27 protein-coding genes and 1 tRNA gene are annotated in these 25,789 nt (G+C 70.7%); 10 read left to right on the forward strand and 18 right to left on the reverse strand.

What is annotated here, in order from left to right:
- The first annotated feature begins 34 nt into the window (after window positions 1–34).
- From DEI81_RS14000 to DEI81_RS14020, 5 genes are all read left to right on the forward strand, one after another.
- On the forward strand, window positions 35–916 hold the full coding sequence (locus tag DEI81_RS14000; RefSeq protein WP_181435439.1) for an NmrA/HSCARG family protein: 882 nt from the start codon (window positions 35–37) through the stop codon (window positions 914–916).
- Window positions 917–1,056: 140 nt separating this feature from the next.
- Window positions 1,057–1,596, forward strand: a complete 540-nt coding sequence (locus DEI81_RS14005) for a hypothetical protein (protein ID WP_146244112.1) — start codon at window positions 1,057–1,059, stop codon at window positions 1,594–1,596.
- A 212-nt stretch (window positions 1,597–1,808) separates the two neighbouring features.
- Entirely contained in the window at window positions 1,809–2,918 is a 1,110-nt protein-coding gene (locus DEI81_RS14010; RefSeq protein ID WP_111011347.1) for an acyl-CoA desaturase, read from the forward strand.
- 105 nt (window positions 2,919–3,023) lie between these two features.
- Window positions 3,024–3,245 carry a cold-shock protein gene (locus DEI81_RS14015; protein ID WP_111011348.1) on the forward strand — a complete coding sequence of 74 codons (222 nt, stop codon included), beginning with the start codon at window positions 3,024–3,026 and terminating at the stop codon, window positions 3,243–3,245.
- Window positions 3,246–3,445: 200 nt separating this feature from the next.
- Window positions 3,446–4,483, forward strand: coding sequence for a GAF domain-containing protein (locus DEI81_RS14020; protein ID WP_146244113.1), 1,038 nt, complete (start codon window positions 3,446–3,448; stop codon window positions 4,481–4,483).
- 272 nt (window positions 4,484–4,755) lie between these two features.
- Here DEI81_RS14020 and DEI81_RS14025 read toward each other — a convergent pair whose 3' ends face one another.
- Entirely contained in the window at window positions 4,756–5,097 is a 342-nt protein-coding gene (locus DEI81_RS14025) for a hypothetical protein (protein WP_111011350.1), read from the reverse strand.
- A gap of 540 nt (window positions 5,098–5,637) precedes the next feature.
- On the opposite strand from DEI81_RS14025, the gene DEI81_RS14035 reads away from it, so the two are divergent.
- Together DEI81_RS14035 and DEI81_RS14040 are read left to right on the forward strand one after the other, a co-directional pair.
- Window positions 5,638–5,961 (forward strand): ATP-dependent DNA ligase, encoded by a 324-nt coding sequence (locus tag DEI81_RS14035; protein ID WP_111011352.1) that lies wholly within the window; start codon window positions 5,638–5,640, stop codon window positions 5,959–5,961.
- A 2-nt stretch (window positions 5,962–5,963) separates the two neighbouring features.
- Window positions 5,964–6,173 (forward strand): hypothetical protein, encoded by a 210-nt coding sequence (locus tag DEI81_RS14040; protein WP_111011353.1) that lies wholly within the window; start codon window positions 5,964–5,966, stop codon window positions 6,171–6,173.
- A 59-nt stretch (window positions 6,174–6,232) separates the two neighbouring features.
- On the opposite strand, the gene DEI81_RS16305 is transcribed toward DEI81_RS14040, so the two are convergent.
- Window positions 6,233–6,409, reverse strand: coding sequence for a hypothetical protein (locus tag DEI81_RS16305; protein ID WP_181435440.1), 177 nt, complete (start codon window positions 6,407–6,409; stop codon window positions 6,233–6,235).
- Between the two features lie 339 nt (window positions 6,410–6,748).
- Here DEI81_RS16305 and DEI81_RS16050 point away from each other — a divergent pair, with 339 nt between their 5' ends.
- Window positions 6,749–7,012: a hypothetical protein gene (locus DEI81_RS16050; RefSeq protein ID WP_146244115.1), complete on the forward strand. Its 264-nt coding sequence runs from the start codon at window positions 6,749–6,751 to the stop codon at window positions 7,010–7,012.
- On the opposite strand, the gene DEI81_RS14045 is transcribed toward DEI81_RS16050, so the two are convergent.
- Window positions 6,991–7,067, reverse strand: a tRNA-Pro gene (locus tag DEI81_RS14045). The genes DEI81_RS16050 and DEI81_RS14045 overlap by 22 nt on opposite strands.
- Window positions 7,068–7,198: 131 nt before the next feature.
- Window positions 7,199–7,990: an alpha/beta fold hydrolase gene (locus DEI81_RS14050; protein ID WP_111011374.1), complete on the reverse strand. Its 792-nt coding sequence runs from the start codon at window positions 7,988–7,990 to the stop codon at window positions 7,199–7,201.
- Window positions 7,991–8,069: 79 nt separating this feature from the next.
- Between DEI81_RS14050 and DEI81_RS14055 the strand changes: the two genes are divergently transcribed.
- Both DEI81_RS14055 and DEI81_RS14060 read left to right on the forward strand, forming a co-directional pair.
- On the forward strand, window positions 8,070–8,363 hold the full coding sequence (locus tag DEI81_RS14055; protein ID WP_111011354.1) for a DUF503 domain-containing protein: 294 nt from the start codon (window positions 8,070–8,072) through the stop codon (window positions 8,361–8,363).
- A gap of 82 nt (window positions 8,364–8,445) precedes the next feature.
- Window positions 8,446–10,590: an ATP-dependent DNA helicase RecQ gene (locus DEI81_RS14060; protein ID WP_111011355.1), complete on the forward strand. Its 2,145-nt coding sequence runs from the start codon at window positions 8,446–8,448 to the stop codon at window positions 10,588–10,590.
- Window positions 10,591–10,651: 61 nt separating this feature from the next.
- Here the strand turns inward: DEI81_RS14060 and DEI81_RS14065 are convergent, their stop codons facing one another.
- The 14 genes from DEI81_RS14065 to DEI81_RS14135 all read right to left on the reverse strand — a co-directional run bounded on the left by DEI81_RS14065 (window position 10,652) and on the right by DEI81_RS14135 (window position 25,739).
- Window positions 10,652–11,236 (reverse strand): hypothetical protein, encoded by a 585-nt coding sequence (locus DEI81_RS14065; RefSeq protein WP_258368752.1) that lies wholly within the window; start codon window positions 11,234–11,236, stop codon window positions 10,652–10,654.
- A 167-nt stretch (window positions 11,237–11,403) separates the two neighbouring features.
- Window positions 11,404–11,862 carry a hypothetical protein gene (locus DEI81_RS14070; RefSeq protein WP_146244116.1) on the reverse strand — a complete coding sequence of 153 codons (459 nt, stop codon included), beginning with the start codon at window positions 11,860–11,862 and terminating at the stop codon, window positions 11,404–11,406.
- Window positions 11,863–11,936: 74 nt separating this feature from the next.
- Window positions 11,937–13,697 carry a hypothetical protein gene (locus DEI81_RS14075; RefSeq protein ID WP_111011357.1) on the reverse strand — a complete coding sequence of 587 codons (1,761 nt, stop codon included), beginning with the start codon at window positions 13,695–13,697 and terminating at the stop codon, window positions 11,937–11,939.
- Window positions 13,694–13,987: a hypothetical protein gene (locus tag DEI81_RS14080; protein ID WP_111011358.1), complete on the reverse strand. Its 294-nt coding sequence runs from the start codon at window positions 13,985–13,987 to the stop codon at window positions 13,694–13,696. The genes DEI81_RS14075 and DEI81_RS14080 overlap by 4 nt, the downstream gene beginning before the upstream one ends.
- 228 nt (window positions 13,988–14,215) lie before the next feature.
- Complete coding sequence (gene der, locus DEI81_RS14085; protein WP_111011359.1) at window positions 14,216–15,763, reverse strand: ribosome biogenesis GTPase Der; 1,548 nt, start codon at window positions 15,761–15,763, stop codon at window positions 14,216–14,218.
- A 3-nt stretch (window positions 15,764–15,766) separates the two neighbouring features.
- Window positions 15,767–16,483, reverse strand: coding sequence for a (d)CMP kinase (cmk, locus tag DEI81_RS14090; RefSeq protein ID WP_111011376.1), 717 nt, complete (start codon window positions 16,481–16,483; stop codon window positions 15,767–15,769).
- 224 nt (window positions 16,484–16,707) lie between these two features.
- Window positions 16,708–17,868: a prephenate dehydrogenase gene (locus DEI81_RS14095; RefSeq protein WP_111011360.1), complete on the reverse strand. Its 1,161-nt coding sequence runs from the start codon at window positions 17,866–17,868 to the stop codon at window positions 16,708–16,710.
- A gap of 123 nt (window positions 17,869–17,991) precedes the next feature.
- Window positions 17,992–18,765, reverse strand: coding sequence for a pseudouridine synthase (locus DEI81_RS16625; RefSeq protein WP_111011377.1), 774 nt, complete (start codon window positions 18,763–18,765; stop codon window positions 17,992–17,994).
- Between the two features lie 868 nt (window positions 18,766–19,633).
- Entirely contained in the window at window positions 19,634–20,350 is a 717-nt protein-coding gene (scpB, locus tag DEI81_RS14110; RefSeq protein WP_111011362.1) for an SMC-Scp complex subunit ScpB, read from the reverse strand.
- The gene (locus DEI81_RS14115; protein WP_111011363.1) at window positions 20,340–21,194 is read right to left on the reverse strand and encodes a ScpA family protein; all 855 of its coding nucleotides are present in this window, start codon (window positions 21,192–21,194) and stop codon (window positions 20,340–20,342) included. Before DEI81_RS14115 ends, scpB begins: the two co-directional genes overlap by 11 nt.
- A complete protein-coding gene (locus DEI81_RS14120) occupies window positions 21,178–22,041 on the reverse strand; it encodes a ParA family protein (protein WP_111011364.1) in 864 nt (287 codons plus the stop codon). Before DEI81_RS14120 ends, DEI81_RS14115 begins: the two co-directional genes overlap by 17 nt.
- Before the next feature lie 86 nt (window positions 22,042–22,127).
- Window positions 22,128–23,129, reverse strand: coding sequence for a site-specific tyrosine recombinase XerD (locus DEI81_RS14125; protein WP_258368753.1), 1,002 nt, complete (start codon window positions 23,127–23,129; stop codon window positions 22,128–22,130).
- A 133-nt stretch (window positions 23,130–23,262) separates the two neighbouring features.
- Window positions 23,263–23,868, reverse strand: a complete 606-nt coding sequence (locus DEI81_RS14130) for an NUDIX hydrolase (protein ID WP_258368754.1) — start codon at window positions 23,866–23,868, stop codon at window positions 23,263–23,265.
- 146 nt (window positions 23,869–24,014) lie between these two features.
- Window positions 24,015–25,739, reverse strand: a complete 1,725-nt coding sequence (locus DEI81_RS14135) for a CTP synthase (RefSeq protein ID WP_284158620.1) — start codon at window positions 25,737–25,739, stop codon at window positions 24,015–24,017.
- Window positions 25,740–25,789 lie beyond the last annotated feature (50 nt).

The following is a 25,789-nucleotide window of genomic DNA, read 5'->3' on the forward strand; positions in this document are numbered from 1 at the left end:
GTTGACCGACGACGCCATCTCTGATCGGAGCATCATGACCAGTTCTCGAACCCCCTTCGCCGTCATCGGCGCGACAGGCAACCAGGGATCAGCAGCGGTGGACGAGCTGCTCGCCGCCGGAGCCCCGGTGCGCGCCCTCGTCCGCCATCCGGACGCCGATGCCGCCTCCGCCCTCCGAGACCGCGGTGTCGAGGTCGTCGCCGCGGACCAGGAGGACCGCGATGCGCTCGAGCGCGCCCTCGCCGGCACGGCAGGACTCTTCTTCTTCACCACCTTCGAAGGCCCCGACGGCACCGAAGGGGAGGCCCGTCGCGGGATCACGGTCGCCGACGCCGCCGCCCGTGCCGGCGTCCCACGGGTCGTGTACTCGTCGGTCGGTGGCGCCGAGCGCGGGACCGGCGTCCCCCACTTCGAGAGCAAGCGTCGCGTCGAGGAGCGCCTGGAACAGCTGGACGTGCCGGCGACCTTCGTACGACCGGCCTTCTTCATGGAGAACCTGCTCCAACAGCTGCCGACGAGCGACGCCGACGACTTCGTGCTGCGGTTCCCGATGCCGGCCGACCTGCCGATGCAGATGATCGCCGTCCGTGACGTCGGCCGCACGGCGGCGCGATTGCTGCTCGACCCGGACCTGCTGGCCGGCTCGGCCATCGAGATCGCCGGCGACGAACTCACGATGGACCAGGTCGCCGCCACCATCGGCGAGGTCTACGGCATCGAAGCGCGGTTCGAGGCGCTCCCGGTGGAGGTCCTCGCCTCCGACGCGGACATGCACGCCATGTTCAGTTGGTTCGCGACCTCGCCGTCATACCTGGCCGATCGACCCGGGACGCGGAAGATCGTCCCCGAGGCTGCCGACCTGCGAGGCTGGCTCGAGACGCAGCGCCGTCGCCCACAGGACCCGGCAGCGGCGTGACCGATCCGGCTCCCGCTGTGTCCGCGAGGCGCAGCGGGAGCCGGGCGGCCCCGCGGCGGACCCGAGGTCCTCCATGTCGTCGACGGCGACCAGAGCCGCTCCTGGCCAGGGCCACATGCGCACCCGCCTAGGCTCGAGGGATGCCCGCCTACCCTCGCACTCTCAGTCCCACTTCTCACGAGCACCTCGGGTCCCACGTCGTGCCGAGCGTGGAGGTGGCGTTCCCGAAGTGGACTGGTGCCCCCATCGCCGACGCGTACGGGAGGAAGCCGGTCGTGAGCCGGCGGATCGAGCCGATGTTCGTGGAACTCGCGGTCGCCTCGATGGCGACCGCGTACGGGTGGGACGCCCGGTGGCTCGACGAGCTCCGGCACGACAGCCGCGATGACCGTCCCCAGATGATGTCGTGCTGGGACCCGAGACTGGGCCGGCACGACCAGATCCAGGACCCCGTCTCCCATGCACCGTCCGGGGCGGCGCTCGAACGCATCGCCGAGCAGCGGGGCAGCTGGGCCGGCGCCTGGTCGGTCACGGCCGGCCATGAGGGCGACGTCGTGTTCTACCAGACGGTCCGCGGGCGCACAGCACCGACAGCGAGTCAGATCGCCTGGCTCGATGCGGCTGTGGCAGCAGGAATGTCCCCTGACCAGTTCGTCGTCGCTCGCTGGCGCCTCCACTGACACTCGGATCGGCCGACCTGCTTCCGCCGCAGCGGAGCCGGCGCCTGGTCCACCGCCGCGGTGGGCGCCTCCCGGTCGGATCGTGCGGGGGCCGGACTCGTACCCCGGGGAAGGCCGACTCGCATGTCGGTCGCGTATCGTCGCGAGCAAGCGCGACTGCGTGAACTCTGCTGCACCGGTTGAAGGACCGATCCTGACGGAAGGCTGGTCCTTTGACGACCACCGATCCGATCGCCGCGGGCTACACCCGCACCCGCCCCAGCTCCGGCGGCCGTTCCGGCACGTCGACGTACTCCGCGCTCCTCGCGCAGGTGAAGGACCACCACCTGCTCCGACGCCGAACCGGCTTCTACTGGTCGCTGTTCGGCAGCTTGGCCGGCACGCTCACCCTTGCATGGGTCGCGTTCGCGTTCCTCGGTGACTCCTGGTTCCAGCTCATCGTCGCCGCCGCACTCGGCGTGATCTTCACGCAGTTCGCGTTCCTGTCCCACGAGGCCGCGCACCGCCAGATCTTCACCTCACAACGGTGGAACGACCGCGCCGGCCGCTACATCGGCACCTTCCTGGTGGGGCTGAGCTACTCCTGGTGGATGAACAAGCACACCCGGCACCACGGGAACCCGAACACGGTCGGCAAGGACCCGGACATCGCGCCGGACACCATCCGATTCCTCCCGGAGGACGCCGCCGCGGTGCGGGGGCCCCTGCGGTGGCTGATGCGGGTGCAGGGCTACGCGTTCTTCCCGCTGCTCGCCTTCGAGGGCGTGAACCTGCACTGGCTCGCGGTGCGCTCAATCGCCACCGGCAAGGACACCAAAGCGGACGTGCGGCACCGTTGGCTCGAGGCGGGACTCCTCGCGGTCCGGTTCGGTCTCTACCTCACGGCCGTGTTCTGGTTCCTGCCCTTCGGCATGGCGTGCGCGTTCCTCGGCGTCCAGCTCGCCGTCTTCGGGATCATGATGGGCGCCTCGTTCGCGCCCAACCACAAGGGGATGCCCACCATCGCCCATGACGCGAAGGTCGACTTCTTCTCGCGACAGGTGCGGACCTCCCGGAACATCCGCGGCGGCTGGTGGGTGTCGTTCCTCATGGGCGGCCTCAACTACCAGGTCGAGCACCACCTGTTCCCGAGCATGCCGCGGCCGGCGCTCAAGCAGGCTCGTCTGCTCGTCCGCGACCACTGCGACACACTCGACGTGCCCTACACCGAGACCACGCTCCTCCGCAGCTACGGCATCGTCGTCCGCTACCTCAACCGCGTCGGTCTCTCCGCCCGCGACCCGTTCGCATGCCCCATGGTCGCGGAACTCCGCATCCATTGACCACACCAGCCTCGGCCGGCCGATCCGCGTGATCCCGGTCGAGGTCCCTCCGGACCACTTGCATCCCGTGCCCGGCTCGACCATCCGAGATCAGGCCGGCACGACATGCCCACAGGCACCGTGAAATGGTTCGACAACACCAAGGGCTACGGCTTCATCACGCCCGACGACGGCACCGATGACGTCTTCGCCCACTTCTCCAGCATCGTCCCGGCCAGCGGAGAACGCGTCCTGAACGACCACCAGCGCGTGCACTACGACCTCGGTCCGGGGAAGAAGGGACGCAACAAAGGACCCCAGGCCGAGAACATCCGCCCGCTCCCGTGACGCCCCGCACCGCACGCGCATGACGAGCGCGGCGGACGCCGGGCGAAGCGCACGGACGGAATACGTCATCGCTCTCGGCCATGGCCCCCGATCTGGGTTCCCTGCGAGGCCTCTCAGGCTCGGTTCGGCTCGTTATCGTGAGGGGTGGGCCGGCAACACCACCGGCCCGGATCACCGCATTTCGATCAGGAGAGATGACGATGACGTCGCTCGCAGCACTTCGACCGACGACCGCGAAGGTCGTCACGGAATCAGCGACGGGACTGGACCCCGATCGCGTCCTCGTGTTCGGGGACGCGCTGTTCCCGCCCGGCAGCGCCCTCGACCAGGGCGCGCGCATCACGGCGGATGCGCTCGCCGCGATGACCGGCCGCGGGGCGGACGTCACGGCCGTGTCGTGGTCGGCCTGGTCCGGTGATCCGCTCGCCGCTGCAGCGACCACGCTGCGGTGCGTCAACTACGACGTCGTCGTCGTCACCCTCACCGACAGCGTGATCCACGGACGGACCTCCGCCGGGGCCGTGGCCGCGGCCGCGGCAGACCTCCTCGAGCAGGTGGACCGGTTCCGGCAGCGACTGCTGCCGACCACCGAGGCGATCGTGGTGCTCGCCCACCGCGAGGACCAGTCGGACCTCGCCGCAGCCCTGCAGACGGGACGGGACGAGGTCGTCATCCTGGCCGTGGACAGCACGACGATGAACGGGTTGCCCCGGGTGCTCGAGGTGTCCAGGGCGCTCCTCGCCCATCAGCGCGCCACTGCGCGGAGCCCGCAGTGGCACCGCGACGCGCCTCAGCCGTGCCAGGAGCGGTACGAGGCGGTGGACCAGCTCGGCATCCTCGACACGGCTCGGGAGGCCCGGTTCGACCGCATCGTCGACAGCATGGCGCGGGTCTTCCGCACCGAGGGTGCGGCGATCACCTTCATCCCGGAGAACCGGCAGTGGACCAAGGCCGGCCGGTGGTTCCCGGTCGGCAGCAGTCCTCTGCAGAACTCGTTCTGCAGGACGACGGTGCTCGGCTCCGGCCCGCTCGTCGTCGGGGACGCCTGGCAGGCGAAGCGGCCATTGCCGCGGAACGACGTGCGGTTCTACGCCGGGTACCCGCTCGAGACGCTCGACGGCACGCGTGTGGGCGCCGTGTGCGTGTTCGACCCGAAGCCGCGGGACGAGGCTTCCGTCGAACTCGATCTGCTCCGTGACTACGCGGTCCGCGTCCGGCGCGAGCTCTACCGACGGTGACGCGCTGCTGCTGCCGGCTGGCGTGCGCGTGGTCTCCGGCATGGCCCTCCGGGCCATATCAGCGCTGACCGATCCACGGGAGGCCTCTCGCCGAGCACAGTCGGCTCTCCCCCGCGACGGGGGAGCCGAAGCACGTCGCGCCTCGGGCGGCGGACGAGTGCTGCTGCTCGGCAGCTAGCCTCCGGATGATCCCGCTGGGGAGGCCCTTCCTCCCCGCACGAGATCGCGCACCGACGCGCAGAGGCGCCTGCCCACAGCGGTGGCGGCGGCTCTCACGACTGGAACTCGGCGTAGTCGTCGGGGTAGACGTCTCCCTCCGGCAGGGTCGTCGCCTTGGCCGGGTGGACGAGGGCTTCGATCTTTTCCCGCAGATAGGTGTCCGCGTCCGCGTTGTCGGGCTCGGGCACTGTGGTGGTCGAGGTCTCGGCCATGAGCGGTGCGCCTTCGCCGAGGAGGAACGTCGCTTCGACGTCGTCGCCATCGGAGCTCATCGCCTTGACGGTGACGGCGTCCGCGGTGCCGTCGGTGCCGAGGGCACTGGCGTACTCGAGGAGCAGATCTGCCGTGGTGTCGCCCAACAGGAGCGACTTGTCCGAGTACGTCACGTGCTTCATGAGTCGACCGTACGCGCCGGAGCATCTGCACTCGCACGCCGCTGCACGGCTCCTGGTGCACACCGATCCGTGCGCTCCGACAGGTCGAGCTGTCGCGGCCTCCATCGGGTTGCCCCGGGTGGCCACGTTTCCGGGTCCGAGCAGACCAGCGGCACCCCGGACACCGTCGCCTTCTCGGTGCTCCTCGAGAGCGGTGACGTCGCCCCAGCGGAGATCCTCCTCGGCCGAGCAAGCCAGGTCATGAACGTGCCAGAGCCCCGCGAACACGAAGGCATCGTCGACGAATACCTCGTCAGGAGCCTCGAGCAGAAGACAAGCGCCCTCGGTCGTTCTCGGCGCGAGACGGAGAGCGGGGACGGCGTGCAGCAGGGCCATCCCGACGACTCCTGCAGCGTCGCGGACACGAGAACGTCATGGCCGCCGGGGCCCGGCCTCGGATATCGCGAGTAGGATAGCCCCAGGGCGCTTCGCAGGTTGCGGGCGGCCGCATCTTGTTCGCCAATGGGCGGCCCTGATGTCCAAATTGGATGAGGGCGCATCATGGGTAGCTTGACGTACGACCACTCGCTCAACGTCGAGTTCGACGACCGGCTCCTCGGGCATCTGCAGATCGTGATCGGCCTGAAGCTGCGCCGGAACGAAGCGTTCTACTTCTCTTGGAAAGACGACCGACGGGTCGGCGACGGCCGAACCACCATCTGGATCCATCCGACGATCCCGCTGGTGTTCAAGTTCTACGGCAGCCGGATGCCCGCTCTCAACCGGGAGTGGATAGCCGCCCTGGAGCTCTCCTCGAACACAGCGCAAGGGCTTCAGGTCCTCGAGGAACCGCGCTCTCCGGCGACCGGAAACGGCGGCAACTGACCATGAAGCGGATCAACATCACCTACGGCGGTATCGAGTACAGCGTGACTGACGCGGACCTCGACGAGGTCAAGGCGACGCTGCTCGCTGCGGTCCGGGCGGAAGCCCCAACATGGATGCGCGTGAACCACGGCGAAGGCTCATACCGGCAGACCGAACTCCTGATCGAGCCCGGTGTCAGCATCGCCATCACCGGTATCGACGCGGACTGACGCGCTCGCGGCCCCGCCTCAGCACGAGCCTCACTGCCCACCACCGAACGGCCTGGTTGTCACTCCAGCGTGCCGGTGGTGTCGAAGGCGAGGCCGAGCGCCGTTGCAAGCTCCCGGCCGAACACTTCTGCTTCTGCGGGCGTGTCAACGCGGAGCAGCGGTGTCCTGCCGACCGACAAGAGCCATTGCGCTCCGGTGGACCGGGCAGTGACCGCGTTCCGCCTCACCATGGCCACGCCGTCCCCTCGATGTCGAGCAGACCGCACCTGTCGGCTCCTGGCACCCACGAGCCGCCCAGCCTCTCTGCAAGCGCCGAGGAGAGGAGCCGCGGGCTGACACGGTCGGTGTGCAGGCGAACCGATCGCTGCGGGAGATGCCGTTCCCGAGTCAGCGTTCGAGGATGGAAATCGGCGGCACGATCGACTCGATACAAGGTCAGCTCCTACGGATTCGTGAGACACAGCGAGCCAAGGTCACGAGTGCTCGGAGCGGCTGACGGGGACTGAGCCAGCACTTGAAGCGTAAGGACGGCCCCGTCCCGAACAGGAGGGTTTACGAAACGCTCATCATGAGGTATGCGTCTGCAACGCGCCGTGCGCCGTCGCCTGCAGCGAATCGTTCCATCGGGCCGATCGGACGGGCAGACCGGCCCTGCAACGCTCGTGCCGAACCTGCAGCAGACCCTCGTGCCCTGGGTCGAGCTGCCGGACAGCTCGGAAGCACAGGCAGCCGCCGAAACGAGAAAGAAGCCCACCGAGATCCTCGGTGAGCTTCTTCTTGTGAGCCAGTTCTTCAGACGATTTTCACGTTGGCCCCTTGGTCGGGCTGACAGGATTTGAACCTGCGACCCCTTGACCCCCAGTCAAGTGCGCTACCAAGCTGCGCCACAGCCCGAGAGCCCGACGAGCGGACTCTGGTGCCGCTCCGACCAGAGCGACCCGACAAGCATAGCGGACCCGCGCCTCCCGGCCGCGCACGCCAGCCAGCGGGCGCTCGGCGGGCCGGACCGTCGGGGAGGACCGTCCTCAGCCGCGGAGGAACGAGGCAGCTCTCGCGCCCCACCCCCGGATCGTGTCCGGCGTCTCAGCGACCTCGAGCGTGGCGGACGGCAGCAGCTCGGCGAGCCGTTCGGCCGTGCTCACCGGATGCCCAGAGTCCGTCGCCCACGGCAGCAGCAGCGTCTCGTGTCCGATCGTGGCGACGGCGTCGGCATCGGGGAAGTCCGACCCGGCGGCGCCGCGGAACACCGACGGCAGCAAGTCCGCAGGCACATCGGGGTCGCGATCGAACGCCCACCCGCCCTGCTCCAGGATCGGCACCGACGGAGCTGCCGCCATGGCACGGCGCCACCCGTCCATCCCCTCGTGTTCGACGAGGTCGGCACCCGCCCGGTACAGGTTCCCCTGGTTGGCCCGTGTCTCCCACGCCGTCGGCGGGATGTTGAGCACGAGGCGACGGAACCGTTCTGGGCGTCGCGTGGCTGCCCAGATGATCGTCGCCGTGCCCATCGACGCACCAATGGCATCAACTGGTGCATCCGGCGACACGGCGTCCGCGAGCGCCAGCAGGTCGTCGGCGAGCGCCGCCCATTGGTAGTCGGACGGCTGCGCGCGACCGGTGGAGACCCCGTGGCCGCGAGCGTCGTACCGGACGAGGCGGGCGTCCGCGGCGACCGCGGACCAGTCGAATACGCCCTCGGCGTCCTCCGCCGCCCGGCTGGCGCCGAGGCCGTGCGCGACGATGACGACGCGGTCACCGGCGCCCAAGACGTCGTACGCGAGCCGGGAGCCGGGGATGTCGAGGTGTCGATCGCTCATGCCACCACGGTAGGACGAGTCCGCGACGAGCGCCGTGCCTCCCGACGGATCCTGTGGACTCCGGTGGAGACTGGAGCGCATGTGGACGGGGACCCTGGAGTTCGACCTGCTGCTCGGTGATGTGCACTCCCTCAAGGAGAAGCGTGCGGTCGTCCGTCCCATCGTCGCGGAACTCCGCCGCCGGTTCGCCGTGAGCGCTGCGGAGACCGACCATCTCGACCTGCACCGCCGCGCGGGCGTCGGGCTGGCGGCCGTGGCTGCCTCCGCCGGGCACGTCGTCGAGGTACTCGACGCGGCCGAGCAGTGGATGGCCGAGCGGCCGGAGGTCGACCTGCTGTCGGCACGACGCCGCCTGATCAGCTCCGAAGACTGATCCCACAGAGCGCCTACCCGCCTCGTTGTCCACAGGATGGCCGGGAGGCCCAGGTGTTGTCGGCCCCGCCTGTCACCATGGAGTGGTGACCAGCGATCCCGCCACCGTCGTGGCCCCGTCCGAAGCCCTCCGCGCCGAGGCGCTCGAGGCGCTGCACGCCCTGACCGGGCGGCAGGACGCCGTGTTCCACGACGGCCAGCTCGAGGCGATCAGTGCGCTCGTCGAACACCGGCAGCGTGCGCTCGTGGTGCAGCGCACCGGGTGGGGAAAATCGGCGGTCTACTTCCTCGCCACGTTGTTGCTGCGGCGCCGCGGCGCCGGTCCGACCGTCCTCGTCTCGCCACTGCTGGCGCTCATGCGGGATCAGGTGGCGGCCGCGGCACGGGCCGGCGTTCGAGCGATGGCGATGAACTCGGCGAACGCGCACGAGTGGGGCGACATCACCGCCGCGCTCCGCGCCGACGAGGTCGACGTGCTCCTCGTCTCCCCCGAACGCCTCAACAACCCGCGCTTCCGAGACGAACAGCTCCCGACCCTGGTCGAACGGCTCGGCCTGCTCGTCGTCGACGAGGCCCACTGCATCTCCGACTGGGGTCACGACTTCCGCCCCGACTACCGGCGTCTCGCCGACCTGATCCGAGCCCTGCCGGACGGGGTTCCCGTCCTCGCGACGACCGCGACCGCGAATGCCCGGGTGGCGGCCGACGTCGAGGAACAGCTCACGGTCACACCGGACGCACCGGTGTTCACGATCCGTGGTTCGCTCGCGCGAGCGTCGCTGCGTCTCGGTGTGCTGGACCTCCCGGACGCGCGTGCTCGCCTCGGGTGGCTCATCGCGCACCTGCAGGACCTGCCGGGCAGCGGGATCATCTACACGCTGACGGTGTCGGCGGCCGAGGACATCGCTCGCCTCCTCCGCGAGGCCGGCCATGCCGTCCGGGCCTACAGCGGTCGCACCGACGCCGAGGAACGCGCGCAGCTCGAGCAGCAGCTGAAGGACAACGAACTCCGCGCCCTCGTCGCCACGAGCGCCCTCGGGATGGGGTTCGACAAGCCGGACCTGGGGTTCGTCGTCCACGTCGGGGCGCCGTCCTCGCCCGTCGCGTACTACCAGCAGATCGGGCGTGCAGGTCGGGCCACCCCGAACGCCGACGTCTTGCTGCTCCCCGGTCGCGAGGACCGCGAGATCTGGCAGTACTTCGCGAACGCCTCGATGCCGTCCGAGGACCGTGCGAACGCCGTGCTCCGGCAACTCGAGCGGGATCGGGCGTTCTCGACGGTGGCGCTCGAAGGCCTCGTCGACATCAAGCGATCGACGCTCGAGCTGTTACTCAAGGTCTTGGACGTCGACGGCGCGGTCCGCCGCGTGTCCGGCGGCTGGGTCGCCACGGGTGAACCGTGGCAGTACGACGCCGAGCGGTACCAACGAGTCGCGCAGGCGCGCATCGCCGAGCAGGAGTCGATGATCCGGTACGAGCACGCGACGACGTGCCGGATGCAGATGCTGCAGCAGGACCTCGATGACCCGACGGCGGAACCCTGCGGCCGCTGCGACATCTGCGCAGGCGCGTGGTACCCGACCGATGTGGCTGCGGCCGCCTCGTCCGAGGCGGCTCGCACGCTCGACCAGGTCGGCGTCGAGATCCCGCCGCGACTCCAGTGGCCGTCCGGGATGGACCGGCTCCACGTCCCCGTCAAGGGCAAGATCACTCCAGCCGAACAGGTCGCGACGGGCCGGGCCGTCGCGCGCCTCACCGACCTCGGCTGGGGCGGCCCGCTCCGCGCGCTGTTCGCGCCGGACAGCGCCGACGCCCCGATCAGCGCGGAGCTCATGCAGGGCTGCGTCCGCGCGCTGCGCGACTGGCCCTGGGAGGCCCGACCCACCGGTGTCGTCGCGCTTCCGTCACGGACGCGACCGCTCCTGGTCGCTTCGCTCGCGGGGGAGCTCGCGCGGATCGGCAAGCTGCGGTTCCTCGGGACTCTCGAGCGAACGGGCGGCACCATGCGCGCGGACGGCGCGACGAACAGTGCGTATCGACTCGCCGGCATCTGGGACAGCGTGCGCGTCGGACCTGACCTCGGAGCCGCGCTCGAGGAACACCACGGGCCGGTGTTGCTCGTCGACGACCTCGTGGACAGCCGGTGGACCATGACCGTCGCCGGACGCGTGCTGCGGCAGGCCGGAGTCGAGCAGGTCCTGCCATTCGCACTCGCTGTGGTGGCCTGACCGAGCACCCGGAACGCCAGCGCGGACGGATCCAGCGCGAGCCGCATCAGCTCCGGCTGCCTCAGCTCCGTTCCCGTCGACTCCTGGTCCGCGGCGCGGGCTTCGGGAACGCGGCGCGCATGTGGTCCGACGTCAAGAAGTCACCGATCCCGATCATGAGCAGCGAGAACAGGATCTGCTCGACGACCATCCAGAACGGGTACAGGCCGGGGATCGCGGCGATGACGAGCGTGACGACGGGGAAGATCCTGCTGAACAGCCGCAGCCGTGAGTATGCCCAGTAGTACCCGAGCTGCGCCCGCCACGCGAACACGGAGAGGGTCAGGGTGATCAGGAGCACAACGGTCGCCCGGAACCACACTGCCCATGGAACGGCAACGCCGGCCCGTGTGAGCACGACCGCGATGACGATGGCGGTGAGCCCCACGAGCGTCTCGGCCACGAGGAGCCAACGGATCCATCGGAACGCGCGCACCGTCCGCGGATGCCGCCGCATGTCCTCACGGATCACGTACCCGGCCTGACGCCCACCGGCGAGGCGGTCGAGGCGCAACCGGCACCACGCCCTGTCCGCGAGCGCTGCGAGTCCGTGCAGACCGTTGCGCTGGCCGTGGCCGAGTGCACCGCCGTGCGACGCCTGCGTCATCCTCGTTCTGCCCTCCGGGCCGATCCCGAGCATCAATGGTGCCGCATCGGTCGCTGAGAGAACGGTTCACGCGGGTGGTCGAGCGACCGGCGACGCGAGCCAAGCGTCCGCACGACCCCCAGCACGATGACCGGCCGCACGGCACGGCACGGCACGGCAGCGATGCATCAGTAGGAGTCGCCGGGCAGCACACCCCCCGGCAGCACGACGCACCGCGAGAACGAGTCGATCCAGATCGCCGTCGGGTCCGAATCCGGCCCGGGTCCGATCAGGTACTGCTCGTCGTGGGGCAGGGTCAAGGTGACCCCGCGATCACCGGCAGCGTCCGTTCGTATCGACACGACGCCGTCTCCGGCCTCGACGAGCGCCCGCCGGATCATCTCGACCGCAGGCCGGACCTGTTCGGCGTCATGCAGGTACACCCACGTCCGGCCCGTCCAGGATTGTCGGCCGTCGGCGCAGCTCAGGAACGAGCCCTCGTCCAGCGACCGCGTGCGGTCGACGAGTTCGGCGGGGACGAGATCGGCGATCTGGTGCTCCCGGCGCTGCACGCCGGCCTTGACCTCAGCGATGGTCGGTTCGCCCGGGGTCCGGGTCGGCGTGGGTGGCGAGGGTGGTTGGATCACGGCGCAGCCTCCGAGTGCGGTCAATACGGCGATCGCGCAGACGGTACCGGCGAACGGGTTCGTCAGCGGACCGGTCAACGCAGCACCTGCCGGTCGAGGTCCTGGAGGAGCGGACGGTTGGCCGGCGCGTTCGACGCAACCAGCGAATGGTTGCTCGTGAGGGCACCGAGCTCTGCTTCGACCCTCGCCGCGAGCCCGGGTGTGCGATCCGCGGCGTCGTCAGCGGGGCTGCGGTAGTACGGACCGTGCTCGAACGCCGGCTCGTGCCGCGGGTTGACACCCTGCCAGACGGCATCGAGCACGGGCGCCTGGAGCACCTGCAGGACGTCGTTGTACGAGTAGTCGAAGTACTCGGTGGCCGGATCCGCGCGCCAGTCCAACGGCATCCCCGCGCCGGAGAGCGAGACGACGGCGTCGTACCGGCTTCCGGCGACCTCGGACGCGGCGACGTTCGCCAGGCCCCAACTGTGTCCGATCGCCGTCGACCGGGCAGCGGCGAGAACTGGATCGGACTCAACGCCGCGGGTGAACGACGCCAATTGTCGGCCACTGCGGAGCGCGAAGGCCGTGTCGTTGGCCTCGATCACGAAGCCCTTCGCGGTCGTTGTCCCGTCCGGCTCCACGACTCCGGGGAATCGGCCGTCCTTGTACACGAACACGACCGCGCCCTCCTGGTGTCGCCTCGACAGGTACGCGGGCACCTGCCGCACTCCCCCGCCGTACATGGCGTCGAGGTTGGTGAAGGTCCCGGGCACGTAGGTGATCACGTGCCTCGTCGCCGGGCTCGGCGTCCCGAGGACCTCGATGATTCGGCTGTGGTCGATGTCCAGCAGGTACGTCCGTCGGCGTCCGGCCACGACGAGTGCCAGGTACGCGCGTTCCGCGTCGAGCTGGGCGATGCGCTGTCGGAGGCCCCCCTCGCCGCGGCGGCCACGCGCGACGAGGGCGGCACGCTCATGGTCCAACCGACGGATGCGGCGCACCGCCACGTGCCGGTTCGCGGCGACGCGCGCCTCTACCGGGACCCCGTCGAGCGACCCGAAGAACGACGGCAGTGCTGCGAGCAGCGCCGACTGGACGGCCGTGGTGCCATCACTGGCGCCCATGCTGTCCCAGCGGTGCCTGACCGCGTCGGCGCTGCCGGAGAAGGCAGCCCGCACGAGCGCACGGTGCGCGTCTGCGTAGGACCTCACCTGCTCAGGCGTCATCGCGGCGAGCAAGGCGACGAGGTCCGTGGCCGATGCCGCCACGCCTGCGCGCCGGAGCACCGCGTTCGCATCGTCGGCGTCGTGCAGCGCCTCGACGAAGGCGCCGTCGAGGCGACGTCTCCGGACGCGGAGGTCCTCAAGCGCCGATTCCACGTCTGCGCGCTCCCGTTCGGCGAGCGCCGCCGTGTCCTCGGCACGAGCGCGCTGCTGACGGAGGCCCGCGAGGTCCCCGGGTTCACCCGCACCGAGTGCCGTGACGCGGTGGAACTGGTCGTCGAGATCCAGGAGCCATGTCCGCTCGGACCCGATGGTCGCCTCGGCCTCGGCGAGCTGACGGAGGGCTTCGCGCTGTTCCTCCTGGATCTCAGCGACGCCGTCCGCGTACCGGGCGAGCGCCGTTTCGTGGAACTGGAGACCGGCCTCCAGGACGAGCGCCGAGGCCAGGACGGACGGCACGGTCGCGGCGAAGGCGTCCGCGGCCGACCCCGCCCATGCGGTGTGGTCGAACTCGGTTGCCGAGCGGACGGCGCGGACCGCAGCCGAGGTGGCACGCAGGACCGCATCACGGTTGCGCGCCAACGATCGGAGCTGACCTGGGTCTCCCGCGCCCGGGTCGTCGTCGGTCATCGCGCCGCGACGGCCAACAGCCCGTCGCATTCCGCCATCCGGTCAGCGGTGGTCCGCGCGAAGGCACCGAGGTGGTGGAGGTCGTCGGCACACGCGCGGGATCGCGCCACCTGTCGAGCGACCACGTCGTCGAGTTCCGCGACCACGTCGACTCGCCCGACCGCGTCGTCGTGCGGGCCGAGCATGCGCGGGTCGATCAGCACGCGGTCCGCGGCCTCGTCCAGCGTGCGTGCGAGCGCCTCCAGTTCCGCGCGGCTGATGCGGAGTTCGTCCGTCGTCGATCCCGTCATGGTCCCCCCTCGTCCCGTCGCCCACGTCTGCTGTGCTGCCGGGCCGGTGACAGACCCGGCAGCACCCGCGGGGCCCCCGTCCCGCTCCCTCAGGCTAGCCGACCGATCGACTGATATTTGACCAACGGCTGCGAGGAGATCGAGCAGGCGGGGCAGCCGAGGACGCCCGCGGGCATCGAGGAGGGGGTGCCGTCGTGACGACGGCACCCCCTCCTCGATGTTCCGGACCTACGGCCGCTTCCGCCGCTCGCGCACGCGCATGTTGACCGTGATCGGGGTCCCCTCGAAGCCCCAGACCTCACGGAGGCGTCGGGTGATGAAGCGCCGGTACTGCGGGTCCAGGAACCCGGTGGTGAACAGGACGAATGTCGGGGGTCGCGAGGACGCTTGCGTCCCGAACAGGATCCGCGGCTGCTTGCCGCCGCGGACGGGGTGGGGGTGTTCTTGGACGAGTTCCGCGATGAAGGCGTTGACCTTCCCGGTGGGGATGCGCGTGTCCCACGAGTCGAGCGCGACCGTCAGCGCGGGCACCAGCTTCTCGAGGTGCCGACCGGTCCGAGCCGAGATGTTGACGCGCGGCGCCCAGGCCACGTGTGCCAGGTCCTGCTCGATCTCACGCTCCAGGTACCGCCGGCGGTCGTCATCGAGCAGGTCCCACTTGTTGAACGCGAGCACGAGCGCGCGGCCGGACTCGAGGACGAGGTCGATGATCCGCAGGTCCTGCACCGAGATCGGCTCGGTCACGTCGAGGATGACGACCGCGACCTCGGCCTTCTCGAGCGCCGCCGTGGTGCGGAGCGACGCGTAGAAGTCGGCGCCCTGCTGCATGTGCACCCGCTTGCGGATGCCGGCCGTGTCGACGAAGCGCCAGACCCGGCCGCCCAGCTCGATCTGCTCGTCGACGGGATCGCGCGTCGTCCCGGCGAGGTCGTTCACCACCACCCGTTCCTCGCCCGCGGCCTTGTTGAGCAGCGAGCTCTTGCCGACGTTCGGTCGGCCGAGGATCGCGACGCGACGGGGGCCGCCCACCTCTTGCTTGGCGACCGCGGAGGTGTCGGGCAGCGTCGTCACGACGAGGTCCAGCAGGTCGGCGACGCCGCGACCGTGCAGGGCCGACACCGGGTGCGGTTCGCCGAGGCCCAGGTTCCACAGCTCGTGGACGTCGAGCTCGCGGCGCTCGTCGTCGACCTTGTTCGCGGCGACGATGACCGGCCTGTCGGTTCCCCGGAGCATCCGCACGACGTGCTCGTCCGTCGCGGTCGCGCCGACGGTGGCGTCCACGACGAACAGGACCGCGTCCGCCAGGTCCACGGCGACCTCGGCCTGCGCCGCCACGGACGCGTTGATGCCCGTGGCGTCGGGCTCCCACCCGCCGGTGTCGACGAGCGTGAAGCGCTTGCCGTTCCATTCCGCCTTGTAGGAGACCCGGTCGCGCGTCACACCCGGGACGTCCTGGACGACTGCTTCGCGGCGGCCGAGGATCCGGTTGACCAGCGCCGACTTGCCGACGTTCGGACGTCCCACGATCGCGAGCACCGGCAGGGCCGGCAGATAGGTCTGGCCGTCCTCACCGAGTTCGGCGCCGTCGAGGAGCTCGATGTCCTCCTCGTCGAGGTCGTAGTCCTCGAGTCCAGCCCGGAGCGCGTTGGCCCGCTGTTCCGCGTCGGCGTCGTCGAGCTGGTCGAGCCGCTCGCCGAGCGCGCGGTCGTACTCGGGGAACGAGTCCCCGCCGGAGGAGTCGGCGACGTCGTCGCTCAGGTCGTCGAGATGCGCCATGTGTCAGTCCTGTGGGGTGGTGGCCGCTCGGGCCAGATCGACCACCGCCTGCACGGTCTGGTCGAAGTCGAGATCGGTGGAGTCGACGGTGGTGACACCGTCCGCGGCGTTCATGAAGTCGACGACCCGAGCATCGGCCTGGTCACGTCGCGCCAGGGCACGGGCCGTCTCCTCGGGTGTCTGCGTCGTCACCTCAGCAGAACGTCGGGCCATTCTAACCGACTCGTCCGCCGTCAGCAGGATCCGCACCTCGGCGTCCGGCGCGACGACGGTCGTGATGTCGCGCCCCTCGGTGATGATCCCCGGCGCGTCCGCACGGCGCATCACGTCGCGGAACAACTGCACGAGCTTGGCCCGGACGGCCGGGAGCTTGGCGATGTGCGCCACCGCAGCGGTCACCTCGGGTGTCCGGATCGCCTCGGTGACGTCCGTGTCGCCCACGCGGACGAAGTAGTCGTCGGGGTCGGTGCCGATCTGGTAGCGGAACGTGTCCCAGGACGCCACGACGGCTGCCGGGTCGTCCAGGTCGACGCCGTACCGGAGCGCGTGCCACGCGAGCGCCCGGTAGGCGGCTCCCGTGTCCTGGTAGTCGAAGCCCAGCACCCGCGCCGCCGCCCGCGACACGCTCGACTTGCCGCTCCCCGCCGGACCGTCCACGGCGACCACGAACTTCGCGACGTACGCGCCCTGCGGCAGACCCGCGGGCAGGGGGTCCCGCATCGAGCCCGGCTCGCCGGCCGGACCGTCCGGAGCGCCGCCGAGCACGTCACTGATCCCGCCACCGGGAGCACCGCCGCCCGGTGTCGCCGGACCGGGCGCACCACCCGGAGTCGGGAGGCCGGCGTCGGGCCCGTCCGGACCACCGGTCACGCCGCTGTCGCCGAGCGCCGTGTCGCCCATCGCCGCGATGCCCATCTCGTCGGTGCCCATTTCGTCGGTGCCGTTCATGCCCATGCCGCTGCGATCCTCCATCCACGGCGCTCGAGCTCGTCGAGCAGCCGCTGTTCTTCCTCCGGTACCACCGAGACCTCGACGATGCCGATGGGCGCTCCCGGCGAGTGCTCGAGGCGCAGGTCCTCGAGGTTGACGCCGATCTGCCCGATCTCGGTCAGCAGGCAGGCCAGTTGGCCGGGCTGGTCATCGATGAGCACGACGACCTGGCTGTACCGCCGGGTCGTGCCGTGTTTGCCGGGCAGCCGGGCGACGCCGAGGTTGCCGGCGGCCATCGCGCCCGCGATCGTCCTGGGGGCTCCCGGGGCGGCGGGCTCGGCGAGCGCGGCGATGACGGCGTCCAGTTCAGCGCGGAACGCCTCGAGCACCGGCCGGATCCGCGGCGCGTTCGCACCGAGGATCTGGACCCAGAGGCCGGGATCGCTCGCGGCCACCCGGGTGACGTCGCGAACGCCGCCACCCGCGAGACCGAGCGACGTGTCGGGGGCGTTGCGCAGCTGCGAGGCCATCAGCGTCGACACGAGTTGGGGCGCGTGGGACACCAGGGCGACGGCCTCGTCGTGGGTGTCGACGTCCATCTCGACGACGGTCGCGCCGAGGTCCAGCGCGAGGTCCTCGACGGCCACGGCACGCTGATGCGTGATGCCGTCGTGGCCCGCGATGACCCAGGGCCGTCCGATGAACAGGTCCGCGCGCGCGGCGATGGCGCCGCTGCGCTCGCGACCCGCCATCGGGTGCGATCCCACGTATCGGCTGACGTCCGCTCCGCGCTGTCGGAGCGCTGCCAGCGGACCCGCCTTGACGCTCGAGACGTCGGTGACGACCGCGTCCGGGTGTGCGTCCAACTCGCGTGCGACGACCGACGCGGTCACGTCCGGTGGCACCGCGACGACGACGAGGCCAGGGCGGTCACCGTCGGACGCGAGCCGACCGGCCCCGTAGTCCGCGGCGAGTGCGAGCGCTGCAGGCGAGGCGTCGTCGAGGACGACGTCCACGCCCTGTTGCCGGAGCGCGAGTCCGATCGAGGCGCCGAGGAGCCCGGTCCCGACGATCCGGACCTGTCCGCTGACCCGACGCTGGCCGGTGGACTCGGGCGCGGCGGTCGGGGCGGTGCGGGAGGGCCCGGACGAGGCCGACGGATCCGTTCGGGTCACGGTCGTGTCCTCTCCATCACACGCAGGGGCCCGAGGACGACGGCGCTCGGGGCGCCCCGGTACCGCGGGCACCACCCGAGCCTACCGATGCCCGACGCGACGGCTCGTCGTGGCCGCAGCGCGTCAGTCCTCCGGGTCCCGCTCCACGCGGTCCGATCCACGGTTCCGATGCCGTCGCGCGATGGTGAGCAGCGCTCCGAGCTCCTGCGCCGTCAACGCACGCTGCCGGCCCACGCCGAGCGTGCCGAGGTGGAGCGGCCCGAACGACCGACGCACGAGCTCCTCGACCGGGTGACCGACCGCGTCGAGCATGCGACGCACGATCCGGTTCCGTCCGGAGTGCAACGTGATCTCGACCAGGGAGGACCCGCGCGCGTTCTCGAGCAACCGCGCCTTGTCCGCCGCGATCGGACCGTCCTCGAGTTCGACACCGTCGATGAGGCGCTGGATCGTCGCGGGCGTGACGCCGCCCTCGACCTTCGCGATGTAGGTCTTGGTCACGCCGAACGACGGGTGGGCGAGGACGTGCGCGAGCGCACCGTCGTTCGTGAGGACCAGGAGGCCCGAGGTCTCGGCATCGAGCCGCCCGACGTTGAACAGTCGCTCGTCGTACCGGTCGGCGTACTGCGACAGGTCGGGCCGTCCGTGCTCGTCGTGCATGCTCGAGACGACGCCCGTCGGTTTGTTGAGCATCACGTATCGACGCGAGGTGTCCACCTGCACCGCGAGACCGTCGACGGCGATCTCGTCGTGCTCGGGGTCCACGCGTCGGCCGAGAGCGTCGACGACGTCGCCGTTGACCGTGACGCGTCCCTCGGCGATGAGGTTCTCGGCCACCCGCCGACTCGCGATCCCCGCTGCCGCGATCACCTTCTGCAGGCGCTCTCCCTGGGGCAGATCGCCGGCCGGGAGGCCCGCCCCATCCGGACCTCCACGCCCCGTTCCCGAGCCGGTCGCGTCGTCCCACTCGGGGATGATGGGGCGCTCCGGCGTCCCCTCGAGCGGGAGCCCTCGTTCATCCACGGCACCGGGCCGGAGCGGGGTGGTGTCCGGCCGGGCGGCGGGAGTGCGGCGCCCCGGTCGTCCGTCGTCGTCACGGCGCTGGTTCCGCGGGTTCGCGGTGCCGCCGACGTACCGACGACCGTTGTGCCACACCCGCGAGTCCGCGGGGTCGGACCGCTGCGCGTCGCGTCGAGGGTCTTGCCCGCGGCCGGCCCGGGGGTCCCGCTCGCGGCCGCCCCGGTCGTCCTGTCGGCGATCGTCACGCCCGGCTCGCGGCCGGGAGTCGTCCCCGCCGTGTCGCCCGCCACGGAACCGCTCGTCGCGCGGAACACCCGAACGGTCGCTCTGGTCGTCCCGACGTCGCTCGGGGCCGCCCCCACGGCGACCCTCGCCGCGCGAACCGAAGCCTCCCGTCGGACGGTCGCGGGACGGACGCTGGCCGTTCGGCCGCTCACCGCGGGCGCTGTCGCCGCGACCACGGTCGCCGTACGGCCGACCGTCGTTCGGCCGCTCGCCACGGGCGCTGTCGCCGCGACCACGGTCGCCGTACGGCCGACCGTCGATCGGCCGGTCACCACGGGCGCCGTCACCGCGCCCACGGTCGCTGTACGGCCGGCCGCGATCGGGACGGCCGCGATCCGGACCGTCTCGATCCGGACGACCACGATCAGCGCCTCCGGCACCGGGACGAGCGCGGCCGTGCCCGTTCCGGTCCGGCCTCGATCGGTCGGACCGATCCCGCCCCCTCGGGTCCCGGTCGTCGTCATGCGCGGCCATCGGCGAATCCTTCCGTGCCGTCCTCGAGGAGCGGCGAGATGAGCGGCAGCTCCTCGAGCGTGTTGATCCCGAGCTGGGTGAGCAGCAGGTCCGTGGTCACGTAGTTGATCGCGCCGGTCTCGCTGTCGGTGAAGGACTCCGCGATGAGTCCGCGAGCCACGAGGGTCCGAACGACACCGTCCACGTTCACGGCGCGGATCGACGCGATCTGAGCACGTGTGATCGGTTGCTTGTAGGCAACGACCGCCAGGGTCTCCAGCGCTGCTTGCGAGAGACGGGCGGGACGTTCGGCGTGCACGAACTGCTCCACCACCGGGTCGAGTTCGGACCGGACGTAGAAGCGCCAACCGCCGCCGACCTCACGGAGTTCGAACCCGCGGCGGACCCCGCCGTCCGCCCCGTCGAAGTCATGGACGAGGCGCTCGATGGCCTGCCGGACCGCGGGCACGGGCGCGCCGACCGCGGTCGCGAGCGCGATCGGGGTCTGGGGTTCGTCCGCGATCATCAGGATCGCCTCGATCTGACGGTCGATCGGCACGTCGAGGCCTGCCGCGCCACTCCGAGCATCGTCGGCGCCGTTCGCGGCGTCCACTGCCTCGCCGTCACGAAGCTCCTGCTCGGCGAAGCGGGCCTCGGCGATCTCGTCGGCGCCGCCGGGCTCGTCGGAGCCGCCGGCACGACCGCCGCTGCTGTCATCCGTCATAGTCGGCTCCCAAGTTGGCGAGGCTCTCGTCGGACCAGTGGTCCGCGGTCCAGCGGATGGTGAGCTCCCCGAGGGGCTCGAGCTGTTCGAACACGATGGAGGCGTTCCGGTACAACTCGAGGATCGCCAGGAAGCGAGCCACCACGATACCCGTCTCGGTCACGCCGGCGATCAGTTGCCGGAACGTCACCTCGCCGCCGTTGCGGAGCATCGACACGACGATCGCGGCCTGCTCGCGGATGCTGACGAGCGGCGCGTGGAGGTGGTCGAGCCCCACCGTCGGGATCTCCCGCGGGGCGAGTGCGACGGCCGCGAGCGCCGCGAAGTCCTGTACGGAAAGTGTCCAGACGAGCTCCGGGGTCCGAGCCCGGAACCGCTCCTCCAGCCGCACGGACCGGACGTGCCGGCGCACCTCGGTGTCCCACTGCGCCCCGAACCAGTGCGCGGCCTGCTTGAACGCCCGGTACTGCAGCAGCCGCGCGAACAGCAGGTCGCGTGCTTCGAGCAGGGCGACGTCCTCGGCGTCGACGAGTTCGCCCTGTGGCAGCAGCCCCGCGATCTTCAGGTCGAGCAGGGTGGCGGCGACGACCAGGAACTCGCTCGCCTCGTCGAGCTCCTCAGCGCTCTCGGCCGCCCGCACGTATGCGATGAACTCGGTGGTCACGGCGCTGAGCGCGACCTCGGTGATGTCGAGTTCACGCTTGGTGATGAGCGACAGGAGCAGGTCGAACGGCCCGTCGAAGTTCGCCAGCGTCACCCGGAACCCCGGGCGCCCGTCGGTCTCGGTGGCCGACGCGGTCAGGGCCTCCGGTGCCGTCCGCGTCGGGTCAGGCGACGGCGCCACGGAAGACGAGTTCCCGCGCGAGCGCCCGGTACGCAGCCGCTGCGGGGTGGTCGGGCGCGGTCTGGGTGATCGGTCGCGCGGAGACCGTGGCGTCGGGGAACTTCACGGTGCGCCCGATGACGGTCTCGAACACCTTGTCGCCGAACGCGTCGACGACCCGCTCCATGACCTCGCGCGAGTGCAGCGTCCGGGAGTCGTACATGGTGGCGAGGATGCCGTCGAGCATGAGCGCCGGGTTGAGCCGGTCGCGCACCTTGTCGATGGTCTCGATGAGCAGCGCCACCCCGCGCAGCGCGAAGAACTCGCATTCGAGTGGGATGAGCACGCCGTGCGCGGCCGTGAGGGCGTTGACGGTGAGCAGTCCGAGCGAGGGCTGGCAGTCGACGAGGATGACGTCGTAGTCGCGCGAGACCTTCCGCAGGACCCCGGCGAGGATCTGCTCGCGAGCGACTTCGCTGACCAGGTGGACCTCGGCTGCGGACAGGTCGATGTTCGCGGGGATGACGTCGAGCCCGGGCGTCCCCGTGCCCTGGATGATCGTGTTGGGGTCCTTCACCGTGCCGATGAGCAGGTCGTAGACGGTGGGGACGTCGTGCGTGCGGACACCGAGTCCCGCCGACAGCGCACCCTGCGGATCGAAGTCGACGGCGAGCACGCGGCGTCCGTACTCGGCGAGCGCTGCGCCGAGGTTGATCGAGGTCGTCGTCTTGCCGACGCCGCCCTTCTGGTTGCACAGGGTGATGATGCGGGCGGGCCCGTGGCCGTCGAGTTCTTCGGGCACGGGGAACGTCCGAACGGGTCGCCCGGTCGGACCGATCGCGGGCTGGGTCGTCGGGTTCGTGGGCACGCTGCAATCGTAGCGGCGGCCGACGACGCGGCCGGGAGGCGCACCCCACGCCGCCCCGCGCCGCACGCTCGGCGACGCGTGCCCGATCAGGCCCGGGTGCCGCCGGTGTGCACACCTGTCGGTCGTCGCGCCCGCGGGTGGCTCGTGACGTAGACGTCGTGGAGCATGTCGGCGGTCACGAGCGTGTAGATCTGCGTGGTCGCCACCGACGCGTGGCCGAGCAGCTCCTGCACGACCCGGACGTCGGCTCCGCCTTCGAGCAGGTGCGTCGCGAACGAGTGCCGGAACGTGTGGGGCGAGACGTGCGCGGTCAGGTGGGCGCGTTCGGCAGCGGCCTGGATCACCAGCCATGCACTCTGCCGGGACATGCGCGCCCCGCGGACACCGAGGAACAGCGCGGGGGTCGCCGTGCCGCGCGCGGCGAACACCGGCCGAGCCCGGACCAGGTAGGCGTCGATGGCGGCTCGCGCGTAGCTGCCGAGCGGCACGATCCGCTGCTTGTTGCCCTTGCCGGTCACCCGGACCACGGCGATCTCCGACTCGTCCCCGTCCTCGTCGTCATCGTCGGGCGGCAGGGCCGTGACGTCGTCGACGCTGAGGCCGACCGCCTCGGAGATCCGGGCCCCCGTCGCGTACAGGAGTTCGAGCAACGCGCGATCGCGGAGCTGCACGGGATCGTCTCCGTCGACGGCGGCGAGGAGTGCGCCCATCTGGTCGATCGTGATCGCCTTCGGCAGTCGCATGGGGGACTTCGGCGGTCGCACGGACGCGGCGGGATCCGCGGGCAGGACGCCCTCCGCAGCGGTGAACGCCGAGAACGACCGGATCGACGACAGCATCCGGGCGATGCTCCGGGGCGCGAGCGGCCCCTCGGGCCGGGTGGCCAGAGAGGTGACGAAGTCGGACACGTGCGACTTGGTGAGACGTCGGACGTCCTCGACCACGACCGCCCCGTCCGGGTCCGACCCCAGCCACTGTCCGAAGGCCGTCAGGTCTCGTCGGTAGGCCGCGAGCGTGTGCTCGGACAGTCCCCGCTCCACGGCGACGTGGCGCAGGTAGCTCCCCACGGCAGCGTCGTACGTCGTCACGGCATCCAGGCTAGGCGACCGAGGTCCCGGTCCGCCCGACGCGGACCCACCCCGCGGACCCACCCCGCGAGGTCGAGCGGGCCTCCGACGTGGCCCGAGCCCGCGATCCCGACCCTGCCCTCGGTCCTCCGCGTCAGCGGGACTCGACCCGGTCCACGGCGAGCGCCGCCAGGGACAGGATCGCGTTGCCGAGCCGGCCGCCGAGCACGCCCTGCACGACGTCCTCGCGCGGCACCCACCGCTTCACGATGTCGGCCTCCTCGAAGGAGCGCTCGAACGCCTCGTCCTTGGCACGGACGCCGCGGGCACGGTAGACGATGATCACCTCGTCGCTGCCGCCCGGCGACGGGGTGAAGCGGAGCAGTTCCGACCAGTCGTCGGCCTCGAGGTCGGCTTCCTCGCCGAGTTCGCGCTTCGCGGCGTCGAGCGGGTCCTCCCCCTGCTGGTCGAGGAGCCCGGCGGGCAGCTCCCAGTCCCGCTTGCGGATCGGGTGCCGGTACTGCTGGATGACGAGGACCCGGCCTTCGTCGTCCTCGGCGTAGACGGCGACGGCGCCGGTGTGCGCGATGTACTCGCGCACCATGTCCTCGCCGTTGTAGTCGACCGTGTCCTTCCGGATGTCCCAGACGGCGCCCTCGTACACGACCTCGGACGCCTTGAGCGGTGGTTCCAGGTGCTCGTCGGCGAGCGGGGTCTCAGCGGGCGTGGGTTCAGGGTCGTTCGTCGCGGTCTCGGTCACGCATCCATCCTGCACCTCGCCGCGACGACGACACTCGACCGCCGGGGCGGCAGTGGACGGCGCAGCGCGACGCGGACATGGGGAGGACGGACGACGGGAGGGACGGTACCGACTGGCACCGTCCCTCCCGTCCGCGTCGCCGGTGGTCAGACGGACTCGGTCTCCGGCTCCTGCACCTCGAACAGTCGCGAGGCCTCCTGACGGTCCAGCGCCGCGGCGACGAGGCCGGCGAAGAGCGGGTGCGCGTGGTTCGGCCGCGACCGCAGCTCCGGGTGCGCCTGGGTGCCGATGTAGAAGGGGTGCACGGACCGGTCGAGCTCCACGTACTCGACCAGCGTGCCGTCGGGCGACGTCCCCGAGAACACGAGACCTGCGTCGGCGATCTGGTCGCGGTACTTGTTGTTCACCTCGTAGCGGTGACGGTGTCGCTCGGATGCCTCCGCCGCGGCGTACAGGTCGCGGGCGAGCGTGCCCTCGCCGAGCTCGGCCGGGTACAGGCCGAGCCGCATCGTCCCGCCGAGGTCGCCGCCGGCGATGATGTCGACCTGCTCGGCCATGGTGGCGATCACGGGGAACGGCGTCTCCGGGTCGAACTCGGACGACGACGCGTGCGGCAGACCCGCCTCGTTGCGCGCGTACTCGATGACCATGCACTGCAGACCGAGGCACAGACCGAGGGTCGGGATCCCGTTCTCGCGGGCGAACCGCAGCGCACCGAGCTTGCCCTCGATCCCGCGGACGCCGAAACCGCCCGGCACACAGATGCCGTCGACGTCACCCAGGTGCTTCGCCGCACCCTCGGGCGTCTGGCACTCGTCCGACACGACCCACTTCAGCAGCACCTTGGTGTTGTGCGCGAAGCCGCCGGCTCGCAACGCCTCGGTGACGGACAGGTAGGCGTCCGGCAGGTCGATGTACTTGCCGACCAGTCCGATGGTGACCTCGCGCTTCGGCTCGTGCACCGCGCGGAGCACCTCGTTCCAGCTCGACCAGTCGACCGGGCCCGCGGACAGCCCGAGCGCGTCGATGATGTACGCGTCGAGGCCCTGGTTGTGCAGCATGGTCGGGATGTCGTAGATCGACGGCACGTCCACCGCGTTCACGACCGCGCCCTCGTCGACGTCGCACATGAGCGCGATCTTCCGCTTGTTCGAGTCCGACACGGGGCGGTCCGAGCGGAGCACGAGCGCATCGGGCTGGATCCCGATCGAGCGCAGCGCGGCGACGGAGTGCTGCGTCGGCTTCGTCTTCTGCTCGCCCGAGGCGTTCATGAAGGGCACGAGGGAGACGTGCACGAAGAACACGTTCGCCCGCCCGAGCTCGTGTCGCACCTGGCGGGCCGACTCGATGAACGGCTGCGACTCGATGTCGCCGACGGTGCCACCGACCTCCGTGATGATCACGTCGGGCTGCGGGTCGTTGCTCGCCTGCTCCCGCATCCGGCGCTTGATCTCGTCCGTGATGTGCGGGATCACCTGCACCGTGTCGCCGAGGTACTCGCCCCGGCGCTCCTTGGCGATGACCGACGAGTAGACCTGCCCCGTCGTGACGTTCGCGGACTGCGACAGGTTGATGTCGAGGAACCGCTCGTAGTGGCCGATGTCGAGGTCCGTCTCGGCACCGTCGTCGGTGACGAAGACCTCGCCGTGTTGGAACGGGTTCATGGTGCCCGGGTCGACGTTGAGGTACGGGTCGAGCTTCTGCATCACGACGCGAAGGCCCCGCGCGGTGAGGAGGTTGCCGAGGCTCGCGGCGGTGAGGCCCTTGCCGAGCGAGGAGACCACGCCACCGGTGACGAAGATGTGCTTCGTGACCTTGGAGGGCTGGTCAGGAGAAGAGGATCGAGTACCGCCGCTGAAGATGTCCGCCACGGGCTTCCATTGTATGGCACGGGGCGTCACCCCGTCGATGCCGCCCGGAG

The sequence above is a fragment of the Curtobacterium sp. MCBD17_013 genome, assembly GCF_003234565.1.
Taxonomy (GTDB): domain Bacteria; phylum Actinomycetota; class Actinomycetes; order Actinomycetales; family Microbacteriaceae; genus Curtobacterium.

Coding starts and splice junctions, on each gene's coding strand:
- DEI81_RS14015 (WP_111011348.1), top strand. CDS start 3,024: ATGCCCACAGGCACCGTGAAATGGTTCGACAACACCAAGGGCTACGGC.
- DEI81_RS14025 (WP_111011350.1), bottom strand. CDS start 5,097: ATGAAGCACGTGACGTACTCGGACAAGTCGCTCCTGTTGGGCGACACC.
- DEI81_RS14055 (WP_111011354.1), top strand. CDS start 8,070: ATGTGGACGGGGACCCTGGAGTTCGACCTGCTGCTCGGTGATGTGCAC.
- cmk (WP_111011376.1), bottom strand. CDS start 16,483: ATGCGGGACCCCCTGCCCGCGGGTCTGCCGCAGGGCGCGTACGTCGCG.
- DEI81_RS14035 (WP_111011352.1), top strand. CDS start 5,638: ATGGGTAGCTTGACGTACGACCACTCGCTCAACGTCGAGTTCGACGAC.
- DEI81_RS14000 (WP_181435439.1), top strand. CDS start 35: ATGACCAGTTCTCGAACCCCCTTCGCCGTCATCGGCGCGACAGGCAAC.
- DEI81_RS14050 (WP_111011374.1), bottom strand. CDS start 7,990: ATGAGCGATCGACACCTCGACATCCCCGGCTCCCGGCTCGCGTACGAC.
- der (WP_111011359.1), bottom strand. CDS start 15,763: ATGGCGCATCTCGACGACCTGAGCGACGACGTCGCCGACTCCTCCGGC.
- DEI81_RS16050 (WP_146244115.1), top strand. CDS start 6,749: ATGCGTCTGCAACGCGCCGTGCGCCGTCGCCTGCAGCGAATCGTTCCA.
- DEI81_RS14005 (WP_146244112.1), top strand. CDS start 1,057: ATGCCCGCCTACCCTCGCACTCTCAGTCCCACTTCTCACGAGCACCTC.
- DEI81_RS14065 (WP_258368752.1), bottom strand. CDS start 11,236: ATGACGCAGGCGTCGCACGGCGGTGCACTCGGCCACGGCCAGCGCAAC.
- DEI81_RS14075 (WP_111011357.1), bottom strand. CDS start 13,697: ATGACCGACGACGACCCGGGCGCGGGAGACCCAGGTCAGCTCCGATCG.
- DEI81_RS14040 (WP_111011353.1), top strand. CDS start 5,964: ATGAAGCGGATCAACATCACCTACGGCGGTATCGAGTACAGCGTGACT.
- DEI81_RS14080 (WP_111011358.1), bottom strand. CDS start 13,987: ATGACGGGATCGACGACGGACGAACTCCGCATCAGCCGCGCGGAACTG.
- scpB (WP_111011362.1), bottom strand. CDS start 20,350: ATGACGGATGACAGCAGCGGCGGTCGTGCCGGCGGCTCCGACGAGCCC.
- DEI81_RS14020 (WP_146244113.1), top strand. CDS start 3,446: ATGACGTCGCTCGCAGCACTTCGACCGACGACCGCGAAGGTCGTCACG.